Below are 13,419 nucleotides of genomic sequence, written 5' to 3' on the forward strand. Positions count from 1 at the left end.
CCGGAATCACTTGGGAAAGTGACTCCGGGGCTGCTTGATGGCCAGGGTCAGACTTGAACTGACTACCTGCGGATTATGAGACCGCCGCTCTAACCAGGTGAGCTACCTGGCCGTGAAGCCCCGCCCGTATACCGGGCCAGGGCCGTGACCGCAAGAACTTCGGACGGGGCTCCTGGGCCCTTCCTGACAGAGCCGTGGGAGGGGGCGCCTTCCGACTTTCGCCCCCCGGGACCGGCTGCCTGCTGGGGCGACAGGGGCTCCAGGCTACTGGTAGCGAGCCACCTAGGGACTGTCGCCATCCGTAGTGGTCTCGAGCCACATGCCCATGCCGCTGCATGGAACGCCTTTTCCTCATGCTCCCGGGGCAAGGTCAGTCTGCTCTGGAATTCCATGGACTTCGACCCTGAATATGGGGGCGATGACGCGGAGAAGAGCATGACGCTGCGCTGGGAAGCCGTGGTGCTGCTGGTCCTGGTGGGCACGGGTTGTGCCACCTCGCGGGTGGTGCGCCTGGACACGGGCGAGGGCCAGCCCATCATCTACACGCCGCGCGCGGACGCGGAGCCCGTCGAGCTGGACGAGGACGAGTTCGCGGAGGCGGTCCAGAAGCTGGCGCGCACCGCGCCTCTGTCCTCTCGGCCAAGGGAAGCGGCGTTGAGGCTGTTCAACCTGGGCCAGCCCCGCGCTTCCTCTCCTGTGCGCGGGCGCCTGGGACTGGTCTCCGTCGAAGATCCGCAGCGGGGCCGGCTTCTCGTGACCGAGGAACCGGACGCGGAAACGGAGCTGGCGAGCGCCTACGGACGCTGGTGCCAGCGCCAGAAGAAGCCCCGGGACTGCCTGCATCTGCTGGACGAGGACGTCACCCTGGACGAGGAGGGCAAGCGGACCCTGGCCTTCCGGCTGGCCCTGGATTCGGTCTGGGACGAAACGGCCGAGGCCCTGGGCGAGCTGACGGACAAGGAGGCGATGGTGACGATGCTCGCCACGACGGGAGCCATCTACTTCGGCCTGTGGCTGGTGCCCGACCCGGTGCTGTCGAAGGGCCTCGCTGCGACCCTGACAGTCGTGCTGATCGGCTACCTGGGCTGGGACACGGTGTGGAGCCTGGTGAAGGGCTGGAGGGTGCTGGCGAAGGAGGTGGAGGCGGCCACCACCTTCGATGAGATACAGGACGCAGGGGACAAGTACGGGAAGGTGATGGGGCAGAACGCGGCGCGGGCGTTCATCATGCTCGCGATGGCGGCGCTGGGCAGCACGGCCCAAACGCTGGCGACGAGGGTGCCCACGCTCCCCGGCTCTGCGCAGGCGGCTCTGGTGGGGGTGGAGCAGGGCGGCTTCCGGCTGGCGGCGGCGGGCCAGGTCACCTCGGTGGCGGTGGCACCGGGAGGCGTCATCACCATCGCACTGGACCCGGAGGCGATTGCAGAGACGGCACGCGGCACGCGTGCCGTGGCGTCCGAGCCGGTGGCGACCTCTGCCCACGAGCACCACATCGCCACGAACAAGTGGTGGGACTCCACCAACCTGGGTGGCCCGTGGTCTCCCAGATTCCAAAAGCTCTTCAATCGGGCGGGCATGTCACTCGATGACGCGGCCAACAAGGTTCGCGTGCCGGGCCACAAAGGGCCTCACCCGCAGAAGTATCATGAAGAGATCTACGAGCGGCTGGAGGATGCAATGGAGGGCTGTCGGAGCATCCAGCAATGCAGAGAGGCGTTCGTTGGAGAACTTCAGGTTCTGGCCAAGGAGATCACCAAATCTGGCTCCCGGCTCAATGCTCTGGTCACTCGGAACTGACGCACAGGAGGAGTCACGACGATGAGATACTTCAAACTCTCCGATGACATGAGCCTCCAAGGGCGCTGGTTGCTGGGAGACCCCACAGACTCGCAGGGCCAGGAGGTTGATGACCCATGGCAGTTCAAGGCTGGCTGCCCCGTCCAGATTGAAACGCGACTCAAGATCCCCATCGACTATCCCGGGAGCCCTCTCGATTATTCCCTGGCGGGTGTTGGTAATACTCCTATCGTTCACAAGAGGGTTGCGAACATCTTCGCGGAGCTGGCGCCTGACGACGTGCAGCTCCTTCCGGTTGACGTCGACGGACAGTCCGAGCCGTACTGCATTCTCGTTGCTACTCGGCTCATCCGGTGCATCGACGACAACGCCTCGGAGGAGGTGCGGTACTGGAAACCGGAGGATGGACGCCCGGAGAAGGTTGGGAAATACCGCGGTGTGTCGGGCATGCGAATCGACCCGACGAAGATAGGCGGCACCAAGGTGTTCCGGACATGGGGATGGACCATCGCGCTCATCGTGTCTGAGAATGTCAAGGATGCGCTGGAACGTGCGCGTGTCATTGGGGTGAAGTTCGAGGAGGTCACAGGCCCGAGCGCCATCAGTCCGGAGGAGCGCGACCGCAACCGGAAGCTCCTGGCGCTTCGGGATGAGACGGACGTGGCCCGCGAAGCCTTCTGGCGCACCCTGGGGAAGCTGGACGACGAGGTCATCATCCCCATCGTCGTCGGTGGCAACTGGCCCGCCCGGCGCCGGGTCTGGCGTGTCATCCACCGCCCCAAGGGGCGGACGCTGCTGGTGACGGACGGGCTGTCAGACTTCTTTGTGGACCGCGCTGAGCCGTCCGTGGGCTTCGGCCTGGAGTTGGCCCTGGAGACGGACGAGCCCCTCGGAGACGTCGAGAAGAGCTGGCCCCTGCTGCTCCTGGAGCGGGTGGGGAACGAACTCGCGGAACACGAGCGCGTGCGCGAGAAGGTGAAGGCGGGCTTCCTTTCCATGGAGGTTGCTGGCCAGGGCGTACCCGAGCCGCTGCTGACGAAGGAGGGCAGGGTGGGGGTGCTGCTGGGCATGGCGCCGAGCACGCTGCCAGCCCGCTTCACCATGCCGGCCGGAGAGGTGCGGCTGGTCACCGTCAAGGTGCTGATGCCCGTGGAGCTGGCGTACCTGCTGGAGCACGGGAAGCGCGGCCGGGACGAACTGGTGCAGCGCTTCGCTCAGCAAGGGCAGGAGCACCTGTCTCGCACTTGGCGCCGGTCCGTGGTGTGACAGCCACATGCAGGGATAAGGTGCGTCATGGAATTCAACACCGGCCAGCTCCAAGGCTCGCGAGCTGGCCGGTGTCATTACGGAGAAGCTGGAGCGGGAGGAACATGCGCAGCCTCTCCACCTGCTGACTCGGTTACTGCGGGATTGTTCGCTGCACGCTTTATCCGAGTCTTGCGCCGTGTTGAGCGGCTCGGAATTTTCTTGGAGCTGCGTGGGGGAGCTGGCCTTGATGACGATCCTGCCTCTAGCCGCACGTCTTCATCGTCCTCTGTCAGCGACTCCGGGGCGGTGGCGTTGTAGGGAGTCCATCGCTCACGCGCGTCTTGCTCACCCTTGATGACTCGGCGGAGCTGCTGGAGCCGTGCATCCGCCAGGGCCAGGATCGCGACGACGGAGCGGGGGGCCTGCCGGTCGGCATCCGCAGTCGGCATGTCGTTGTTGGTGAGAAGCTCGGCCAAGAGCTGCGCCCCGCGCAAGGCATGCTCCAGGTTCGCCAACTCCAGATTGAGGCTCACCACCTTCTCCTCGTAGAGGTGGGTTGGGGTGTCGTCCTCGTCCTTCACGGTGTCCTCCAGGACGCACGCGCACAACGAGCCTGGAGGGGTCCTCGTGGCGCGCATCGTGAGCGCGCCCCGCAGGGCGCAGGTTGGTGGGAGAAGTGCTGCAACGGTGGGGGCCGTCACAGGTCTTATGCCGCACGCTGCGGAGGACTTTCCGCTTGGGGTGACGACCTCACGTAAAGTTAGAACGATTGAGTATTACGCAACCTTGTCTTGTGACCCGCCCGTGCTCCGCAAATCAGCCTCCACAGCTGCAAAATGCTCAAGCGCCGAGCGCAGATCTTCGACAATATCGGCCGCAAGAAGTTCAGGCTGATCGCCGGATGTTCCAAGGCTCTCACCTTTCAGCCAGAAGATGTCGAGGTTACAATTGTCGCGGCGGATAAGCGTATCATAGTCAAAAGAACGCCAACGGCCATTGGGCATACTTTCAGACCACGTTGCCTTCCTGCGATGTCGACCACCTGGCTTGTAGCACTGGACGAAATCATCGAGATCACTCCGTTTGAGCGGGTTCGTTCTTAGAGTAAATCGCTGATTCGTACGCAAATCGTAAATCCAAAGCTTCTTTGTTCCTGGAGCCTTGCTGGACGGCAGTCTATCGAAGAACAGGACATTTGCCTTTACTCCTTGGGCATAAAAAATCCCAGTTGGCAGCCGAAGGAGCGTGTGGACATCGCATTCCATTAGGAGTTCCCGCCGTATCAGTTCGCCCGCCCCGCCTTCAAACAAGACGTTATCGGGAATGACCACGGCGGCCCGGCCAGTGCCCGCTAGCAGGGTTCTGATGTGCTGCATGAAATTAAGCTGCTTGTTGCTGGTGGTAGCCAAGAAGTCGTCGCGCATGATTGAAAGTGCCTCGCGTGACTCCTCGCCGTTCTCGTTGACCACGACGACACTCGAACGCTTCCCAAATGGAGGGTTGCTGAGGACGATATCGTAACGGCTGCCTACATCCATTCTGAGGCTGTCACCGATCCTTATTGGCAGCTCACTCTTTTCATCTACTGGGCCGACACCATGAAGGAGCAAGTTCATTGCGCAGAGACGCGCAACGCTCTCAACGAGTTCGACACCGCGGAGCGCATGGAGTGCAAGATGCTTCTTCTGGGCCTTGCTGAGGTCAGGATACTCTTTTGAGATGTAACTATGGGCGGCAAGGAGGAAACCACCCGTTCCGCATGCCGGATCGCAGATGGTCTCGCTTGGCGTAGGGCGAATCACCTCAACAATTGCTTGGATAAGCGGTCGAGGCGTAAAGTATTGCCCAGCTCCACTCTTTGTGTCCTGCGCGTTTTTTTCCAGAAGTCCTTCGTAAGTATCTCCCTTTACATCAACATCAAGGGTTGTCCACTGTTCGCGGTCAATCAAGTCGACGATGAGACGTCGCAGCTTGGCCGGGTCTTGAATCTTGTTCTGTGCCTTGCGAAAAATGATACCGAGCATTCCAGACTGCTTGCCCAGATATGAGAGGACACGCTCGTAGTGCGTTTGCAATCCCTGGAGATCCTGCTTGAGCAGGCTCGACCAGTCATAGCCGGGCGGAATCGGCGACTTCTGGTTCCACGGAGTTCCCGTGCGCTCGTGTGCCATCTTAAGGAACAGGAGAAACGTAAGTTGCTCCACATAGTCGCCGTACGAGAGTCCGTCATCCCGCAGAATGTTGCAGTAGGACCAGAGTCTGTTGATCAACTGGGACGCAGATGTGGCCACTGAGCTCACCAAGTGTGACGATGACGACGGGTCAGAGTCCCTTAAGGGCTTCAGCCAGCCAATCATGCGTTATATAGTAATTCAGGACAGCCGCCTTGACTGCGGCGGTGTACTCTGCATCATGTGCAATCAGCGTTTGAAGTTCATCAACCACCCTCATTAGCTCATCGAGTGCAGTGTCATCATAAGTGCTCTGGTAGCGATCGAAGTACTTATTTCCCTGCTCGATCAGTCTTCGCGCACTTTGACAGGCGTCAACCCGTTCCTCGCACAGAGGCACATGGTCAAGGTGGTATGCCTTGATGGAAATTTTCGCACGATGATGGAGGAAGCTGTTTTTCTTTTCTGAATACGCTGGTACAGGTCGGCCATCCGGGTTGAATGCCAACAAGCCCGGATCGAACGATGACGTTGGATCGAGAAGCAGCGGCCTCTCTTTTTCGAGGTCGTCGCTAGGCCCTTTGGCTCGCAATTTCTCGTCAAGCAGCGGAAAATGATGGTGCTTGCCGCCTTGCGTACCATTCGTATGGTCGACGTGTGGGCTGTTGCAGAACCCACAGGTGTAGCGATAATTCCGCCAAGTAAAGGCAAGCCACCAATAGCCTGGATGATCGGGGCTCTCGAAGATTGCTCCCTTGGGTCGGAAATGATCTACGGCATTGTCAGAACGAATTTGCTTGGACTCGCAATACCAGCACTTCTTGTCTGATAGATCAGCCAGATCTTTCTTTAGGGCGCTCCATATCTTCGAGCTTTTCTCGATCGCCTTGTCCCGTTCTTCCGGGGGGAGTTTTTCGATTTCAGCAAGCTTCTTTTCTGCTTTTTTTAGCCATTCAGGAGAGGGCTTCCACTTTTTCCATCGGTCGATAAACCTCATCGATCGCTCCTCCTTCCCCCCTTAAGCGCACGCACTACTCTCAGAGCATGCTCGCGGCGCTCTTGTCTCTCCTCCTGCGTCAAAACTATTTCTGCGGCTGGGCGGCGGGCCTTGTTGCTCCTGTTCGTAGCTTGTCATGGCCTCTACGAAGGGGCGATACAGAGGATCACGAACGGCTCGCGTGAAGTCGACGTCTTGGAGTTTATTGCGAAGGTCGTTTAGTTCCTTGCGCTCGTCGGGGGTCAAAGAGCCCTCCTTCTCTTCGAGGGTCAACTCCCGAGATCGGTCGAGCATTCGGAGCGTTTCCACATCGAGCGCGGCACGAAATCCGTAGAGATCGCTTGTCAGGATTCCTGAGATCCCCATCCCCTTTGGATCCTCCTCAGGTTCCACCGCCAAGACGGTCCCAGTGTCCCGCTCCCGCTGCATTATGCGGACCTGTGTCTTTTCAAGACTGGAGACCACAAGGGGGTTGTGCGTACAAAATAGCAAATGGCTGGACTCAAGGTGCTGCGCATCATCGCCTCCAGCCACTCGTTGCAAAAGGTCGAGATACTCTACGCTCCATCGGGGATTGAGGTGCGTGTCGGGCTCATCGAGTAGAAAAAGAGACTCCTTTTCGCGCGTGAAGAACCGAAGCAAGCCGAGCACCATGAGGAGCTGTTGCTCCCCCTCACTCAGTTCGCGGAAGGTAATAGGGTCCTCGATTCCCTTTGCCTTTACGGCAATCCGAACCTCACGCAGTACTCCGGCCGTCTTCATGCTCTCCAATGCCTTGAAGAAGTCCTGTGGGCTGTCGTAAGCCTCGGCAACGGAGTGAAGAGCGGCTTGGTCGGGCAGGTACAGGTAAAGCTGCTCGGCCGTTTCCATCCTCCGGAAGTCTTTTTGCGTGCGCACATCGATACGCAAGGGCGCCAGTGAAAGCTTGTAGATCTGAGCAAGCAGTTCCTGGACCTTCCCAACTGCACCCCAAAATCGACTGTCTCCGCCTGCGCGCTTCGCACTCGCCCAGTCAGGTCTTTTAAGTACGAAGAGCACTGAATCGAGGCGCTCGATCCGGAGGTAGTCGCGTAGGAAGTGCTCCAATTCTTTCGACTTCTTCTCCAGGTAAAACGCTAGCAGTACAAACTGACTGTGTTCCTGCTCCGCATAGAAGAGCTTGCGGAGAGGCTGATCGTTGCCATGTCGCAGGGCTTTGTCGAAGCGGCGTTGGTGCTTGAAGAAATGTACCGCCATTCTGTCGCTTGGCCCCGAGTAGTAGCCGAAGACATAATTGGGCAGCAGTTCGGGGTCGAAACGTTTTCCTCGCTGAGGAACTCCATCGACAACTATCCGAAGAACTTCTCGCTCCCGGCTCGGATCTGCGTCGATTGAAATCCGCTTTCCCCGGCAGTCATATTCAATTGTATAGGCAAATGCAGGTGGCTCGCCGAGATCTAAGTTGCGGAATACGAGAACGAGCGCTTCGAGAAGGTTGGATTTGCCGGCGCCATTCTGCCCAACAAGAACAGTGAAGGGAGGCTTTGCACCAAAGGAGATGTCTAGCCGCTTCAGGTTTTTGAACGATTTGACGTAGAAGCGCCTGAGCCTCATTCTTGCCTCATGCTGAGGAAGACATCAGTGTCGTTCGGTCGCTCAACAACCAATTGCTGGGCCTGATAAAGCGACCGCAATTCCACGAAGAATGCGTCGACTGAGTTTACGTCAAAACCCGCGGATTGAAAGACCTGGGCGGGAGTTATGGGTTCGGTCTGTTCTTGTAAAACAGCTTTGATCGAGCGCCGGGTGGAGAAGGTTTCCACCTGGTCAGAAGACTTGACGGTCATGCCAGTTCCCTTCGGCTTCGTAGTTCCCTTCGCATCCTCTGCTGGGACGTCCACTTGGCCTACCGTGATAAGTACGTTCGTATCTTCTGCTATCGGCCGATGAATGAACCTGCCTTCAAGTCCGCTACGAAGTACAGCTTTGCGGAGGCGTTCGGCTCTCCCGAGACTTCGAACGACCGCTGAAGTTGTCGCATCGAGGGCGGAGAGACGCTTCTCTACCTCGGTGACGATTCGTTGCTGCTCGACCTGGGGCGGGACTGGTACGGGAAGGCTTCCTAGCTTAGTTAAATTGATGGAAGCCAGATTGGTGGTCTGCTTGGCCTGAGCCAAAAAGTACTCTTGGCCAATGGAGTTCCCATACCAGGATAGCAGCTTGGGGATTACCGCATTGGCGAGAATTCGTGCGCGGAAAACATGGTTCTGGTGAATGCAAATGGGTATTTGGTTCTCCCAAATCCAACCACGTCCCAGCTTGTCGCGATCTCCGCCTTCATTGAATAGCACGTCGCCGTGCATTAGTCGTAGCTCTTCGATCTCGGCTTCTGTCGCGGCAATCGTCTTGACGTCTGACAGATCGAGCCAGCCTCTCTGTACGTTCGCAACTCGGAGATAGTGGACTTGGCGGACAGCTTCATTTGGCGCGCGCTTCTGGCCTTTAGTGAGCCCGCCTTTCAGGTCAGCGATTTCCCGAAGAAAGGTCCATTTCCATCCCTCCGGTAGCGCAGGGAGTTGGGCGACAGTGGGCTCAACATGCCCATCCTTCCGCACACGCTCTCCTGCAGAGGAATCCCCAGTCCTTACTTTCCTTCGAGGAGCTGCTTCCTGTCGCTTTTGGCGCTCTTCGTAGACAAGATGGAGGAGTTCAGCCGCGCCTTGATATGCTCGTCCCTCCATATGCGCCAACTCTGCTTCAGGAGTGACGAGCTTTCCTTCGCACGCAGCCGTCAAGACTGCCATATGCTGTAAACTGAGGTTCTTTTGAACACGGAGAAGCCGTTCCTCGCCTGCGTTGATTCGCGCGAGCTGTCGGCTTGTCTTCTCTATAAGCTGCTTTTGCTCTTCAAGAGGTGGAAGAGGAAATGGAAGACCCGCGAATCGAGTTGTTCCCAGATGCGCAATGTTAGTGGTTCTCTTGGCGATTCCTTGGAAGACGCCGGTGTGCAGATAAACACGAAACACGAGCAGTGCGAACTCAGGGAGAACCTCCGGCCCTGACCGAAAGCGGATCAGCGTATTCTGGAAGCAAGCGCCTGGCACCTCTCCCTGATACATAGCTGCACGACCGACGAGTTCGAGGCTTTGTCCCTCGTTCAGCAAGATGTCGCCAGGTGTCAACTTGTACTGCTCGTACTCCTCTGGCGTGAAGTTCATCTTGAGCACGTCGCTCGTATCAATGCGAGATTCCAAGACGTTGGCGACGCGCAGATAGGGCCGCATATGCGGCCCAGAATGGTGCTCAGGCGACCGCTGCCGCCCCAGTTGCACGTCGCCCGCTTGGCCAACGTTCACGATTTTCCAGCTCGCGGGAATCCGGAGTTCCATCACGTATTGGACGCTGTCAGGAGAGGTGAGAGCGTGCCCATTCCACAGAGAGTGTAGGTAACTAGGGGCTCGGCAGCCTACTTGCCCTTGGGTGGAGGGGCAAGTATGCATGGGTGCGATGGGGCGCAGACTACGGGATGCGCGCACTTAGGCCTAAGTATCGGCCTCATTTGGGCTGGTAGATGCTTTGTCTTCTTGCCGATCGTGGCTTTCTGACTTCCGTGATGTTGAAGGGAGGACGCAGTCTCTAACCGGCTTGGCCAACAGCGTGTGCTCGATGAGTGCAGCAGCTGTTGCTCGCGGCGCCAGACGCATATCTGTACGGACCGGGCCGGTGACGTGCGAACGCCAGCGACAGCCCATGGTCAGTAAGAATACGTGGTTACGGCCAAGGGTTCAGAAGGTGAGGGGCAGGGCCGAGATTATGAGACCGCCGCTCTAACCAGGTGAGCTACCTGGCCGTGAAGCCCCGCCCGTATACCGGGCCAGGGCCGTGACCGCAAGAACTTCGGACGGGGCTCCTGGGCCCTTCCTGACAGAGCCGTGGGAGGGGGGCGCCTTCCGACTTTCGCCTCCTGGACCGGCTGCCTGCTGGGGCGACAGGGGCTCCAGGCTACTGGTAGCGAGCCACCCAGAGACTGTCGCCATCCGCCGCTGTCTCGATCCACACCGCCGTCGCATGCCCGTTCAGGTCCATGGCCCCCGTGATGGCGCCCACGACGGCTCCGGGCTCGGACCGCAGGGGGTTCCGGGGGCCGGAAGTTGCCAGGGGCGTAGAGGTAGCTTGCCCAGGCCGTGTGGTCGGACTGTGCCCAGAAGGCGACCTGGTCACCGGCCGGGTCGGAGGCGAGCACCGGGAATCCGCCCAGCACGGTGCCTCCGAGCCTCGGGTTGTTCGGGTCGACGCTGCGCATGGCCATCACCCGGTGCTCGGTGGGCTTGCACAGCGTCTTGCAGAGCGTGGTCCAGACGAAGACCGCGTCGCCCATGGGGGACATGGCCAGACGCATGGTGGGGGAGTCGTCAACGGGAAACGTGAGCTGTAACGCGGGGCTCCATTGGCCTGTCGCCGCCGAAAAGTGGCTGGCGAAGAAGGTGTTGCCGGCCTGGGTCTGCTGGAGCCAGACCGCGAGGGCATTTCCCTGCTCATCCGCGGCCAGGCTGGTCCGGAGAAGATTGCCGGGTTGTGATTGGAGCGGCTGTTCGGGCGTCCATGTATCGGACGTGGCGACATAGCGGCTGGCGTAGAGCGCCGTGTAGTCGTGGGGCGCGTTCTGGGTCGTGACATGCGCGAGCTCGAAGCCCCCGCGATCGGATGCCGCGGGGAGGGCGGCGCTCCCAGGGGGCAGGTCGCGCAGCCGAACTCACCCAGAACCAATCCCATCACAAACAGCAACACGCAACGGGAATGGACTCTCATATGGACAGCGCCTGGATCTATTCCCTGTCCCCCTGGCCAGGCAGTGTCCGCCAGTCCCCTTCGCGCGGTCAGAAGGCAACGGCTGGGGGCCCTGGCGCCCGAACCGTCTTCACTCCCGTCGCTCCGTCCCACGCTGGCGGAGCAGCGCCGCGGCCCGGGTCCGGACGCTCGCCATGGGGTGCTCGCGGGCAGCCTCTTCCAGCGAGGGCACCGCGGCCTCGCCCAGGTCCTTGCGGAGGAAGTCCTCGCAGGTGCCGTGGAACCGGTCGCTGACGAGGCAGCGGATGGCGTCCTGGATGACGACCGGCGCGTTGCGGTACGCGGCGTCATTGCGCAGCGCAGCCCGGTAGGCCGCCACGCCATCCACCCAGCGGAGGTTGTCGAAGTCGACGTTCCCCTCCAGGTAGCGGACGTAAGCGCTCGCCGGGTACTTCGCCGCCAGCTTCTTCAACGCCGCCAGGGCCGCGTCCCGCCGCTGCGCCTTGATCAACCGATGGACCTCGTCGATGCCCGGAAGCTGCTCCACGACGGGCTGCCAGGCCGTGGCGCCCGGAGGAGTCTCCGCCCGTGCTTCCTCGACCACCGGGGCCTTGGGCGACGGGCGCTCCAAGGACACCGGCGCCGAGCCCGCGGACCTTGACATCAACGCCCATCCGCCAAGGCCCACCGCGACCAGGGAGAGCACCACCGCGCCTCCCACCACCCGGGGCGAACGGCTCCGGACGGGTGGGGACTTCATGGGGCCAGAGCGGAGCGTGGCCTCGAACTCCTCCTTCCTGGCCATGGCCTCCGTCGGGGCCACTGGCGCGGGCTCCGGAGCGCGGGCTTCGGCCTGAAGTCCCATCGGCGTCGCGCGGGGCTGTGCCCGGACGTTCCGGGTCGCGAGCACTTCCTCCCTGGGACGCGATGGCGTGGGCGAGGAGTCGCGCGCCGCCCCCGGTGCATCGCCGGCAACGGGCGTCACGGAGAGCATCGCCGGACCCGCTCCGGCCCCTTCGAGCGCGGCCAGGAACTCCGTGGCGGACTGGAAGCGATCCGCCGGGGCCTTCTCCATCGCTTTGGCCAGCGTCGCTTCGAGCTCCGCTGAGAAGCCCGCGTCAGGTGCGGTGTCGCGCAACCGGGGCGGTGTCACCTCGCGCTGCATGCGAAGCAGCTCCGCGTTGCTGGTGGCGTTGAAGGGCTTCCTACCGGTGAGCAGCTCGTAGAGCAGCACGCCGGTGGCGTACAGGTCCGTGGGCGGACCCACCGGCTCGCCGTGGATCTGCTCCGGGGCCATGTAGGACGGAGTCCCGAGCATCATCCCCGACGTGAGGCCCGTCACCTCGTCGCGCAGCTTGGCGAGCCCGAAGTCGAGGATGCGCACCTGCTCCCCGAGCCCCACGGCGTGGGTGACGATGATGTTCTCGGGCTTGATGTCGCGGTGGATGATGCCCTGGTCGTGCGCATGGGCCAGACCCGCGAGCACCTGCCGCACGGCGCTCAGGGCCCGGGCCGGCGGCAGCGGGCCGTCGCGCAGCAGCGCCCGCAGCGTCTCGCCGGTGACGAAGTCCATCACCATGTACGGCGACTCCTGATCCACGCCGAAGTCGATGACCGACACGCAACACGGATGGGTGAGGCGGCTCATCGCGCGCGCCTCGACCTGGAAGCGCTTGCGGAAGTCGTCATCCCGCGCCGCCCACGCGTGCAGGAACTTGATGGCGACGGACTTGCCGACCTCCAGCCGCTCGCCCCGGTACACCATGCCCATGCCACCGGCGGCGAGCCGCTCGATGATCCGGTAGCGCTCCTGCAACACCGAGCCGATGCGAGGATCCGTCACGGCCGTGGGCTCATTCATGGGCGCGCACGATAACAAGCGCGGGCGCGAAACCGATGCTCACCTGTCGTCGGTTCGCTCTCACACGGGCGGTGGAACGTCTGTTCGGTGCCTGGAAGCTCAAGCCTCGGTCGGGAGCGCATAAGCTCCCAAGAGAATGAAGAGCCTGGAGCGGTGGAGACAGAAGGTCCGGCAGCTCAAGACGGAGGTGGCGGCGCTTTTCATCGCGGTCCGGCATCCGGGAGTCCCCTGGTACGCGAAGCTCCTCGCGGCGGGGGTGGTCGCCTATGCGCTGAGCCCCGTGGACCTCATTCCAGACTTCATCCCGGTCCTCGGCCTGCTCGATGATCTGGTCCTCGTCCCGCTAGGGATTCTTCTCGTCCGCCGGCTCATCCCTCCCGCCGTGCTCGCCGAATGCCGGAACAGGGCCCGCCAGGAGGCGAACCTACGCAAGACGAGCTGGGCCGCGGGGGCGGTCATCATCATTCTCTGGGTGCTACTCGCGCTGCTGCTCGTCCGGTGGCTGCGGCTACAGTGGATGAAATGACTCCCATCCCGCTTCTCGTCGTACTCCTCGCATCCACGGCAACCGCAGGTGA

The 13,419-nt window shown here is 61.3% G+C and carries 9 protein-coding genes and 1 tRNA gene; 3 read left to right on the plus strand and 7 right to left on the minus strand.

Annotated features, from left to right (window positions below):
• Nucleotides 1-38 precede the first annotated feature (38 nt).
• A tRNA-Ile gene (locus ACX114_RS17540) sits at nt 39-112 on the minus strand.
• Nucleotides 113-435: 323 nt separating this feature from the next.
• Here ACX114_RS17540 and ACX114_RS17545 point away from each other — a divergent pair.
• Together ACX114_RS17545 and ACX114_RS17550 are read left to right on the plus strand one after the other, a co-directional pair.
• Entirely contained in the window at nt 436-1,797 is a 1,362-nt protein-coding gene (locus tag ACX114_RS17545; protein ID WP_459300189.1) for an AHH domain-containing protein, read from the plus strand.
• Nucleotides 1,798-1,818: 21 nt separating this feature from the next.
• The gene (locus tag ACX114_RS17550; protein ID WP_459299241.1) at nt 1,819-3,063 is read left to right on the plus strand and encodes an imm11 family protein; all 1,245 of its coding nucleotides are present in this window, start codon (nt 1,819-1,821) and stop codon (nt 3,061-3,063) included.
• A 77-nt stretch (nt 3,064-3,140) separates the two neighbouring features.
• Here the strand turns inward: ACX114_RS17550 and ACX114_RS17555 are convergent, their stop codons facing one another.
• From ACX114_RS17555 to ACX114_RS17580, 6 genes are all read right to left on the minus strand, one after another.
• On the minus strand, nt 3,141-3,626 hold the full coding sequence (locus tag ACX114_RS17555; RefSeq protein WP_459299242.1) for a hypothetical protein: 486 nt from the start codon (nt 3,624-3,626) through the stop codon (nt 3,141-3,143).
• Nucleotides 3,627-3,821: 195 nt separating this feature from the next.
• The gene (locus tag ACX114_RS17560) at nt 3,822-5,402 is read right to left on the minus strand and encodes a class I SAM-dependent DNA methyltransferase (RefSeq protein WP_459299243.1); all 1,581 of its coding nucleotides are present in this window, start codon (nt 5,400-5,402) and stop codon (nt 3,822-3,824) included.
• Entirely contained in the window at nt 5,368-6,213 is an 846-nt protein-coding gene (locus ACX114_RS17565) for an HNH endonuclease family protein (protein ID WP_459299244.1), read from the minus strand. The genes ACX114_RS17560 and ACX114_RS17565 overlap by 35 nt, the downstream gene beginning before the upstream one ends.
• A 21-nt stretch (nt 6,214-6,234) precedes the next feature.
• A complete protein-coding gene (locus tag ACX114_RS17570) occupies nt 6,235-7,806 on the minus strand; it encodes an AAA family ATPase (RefSeq protein ID WP_459299245.1) in 1,572 nt (523 codons plus the stop codon).
• Nucleotides 7,803-9,581, minus strand: a complete 1,779-nt coding sequence (locus ACX114_RS17575) for a restriction endonuclease subunit S (protein ID WP_459300191.1) — start codon at nt 9,579-9,581, stop codon at nt 7,803-7,805. The genes ACX114_RS17570 and ACX114_RS17575 overlap by 4 nt, the downstream gene beginning before the upstream one ends.
• Nucleotides 9,582-11,110: 1,529 nt before the next feature.
• The gene (locus ACX114_RS17580; protein ID WP_459299246.1) at nt 11,111-12,823 is read right to left on the minus strand and encodes a serine/threonine-protein kinase; all 1,713 of its coding nucleotides are present in this window, start codon (nt 12,821-12,823) and stop codon (nt 11,111-11,113) included.
• Between the two features lie 154 nt (nt 12,824-12,977).
• Here ACX114_RS17580 and ACX114_RS17585 point away from each other — a divergent pair, with 154 nt between their 5' ends.
• Nucleotides 12,978-13,367: a YkvA family protein gene (locus ACX114_RS17585; RefSeq protein ID WP_459299247.1), complete on the plus strand. Its 390-nt coding sequence runs from the start codon at nt 12,978-12,980 to the stop codon at nt 13,365-13,367.
• The last annotated feature ends 52 nt before the right edge of the window (nt 13,368-13,419 follow it).

This window comes from Corallococcus sp. M7 (assembly GCF_054512695.1).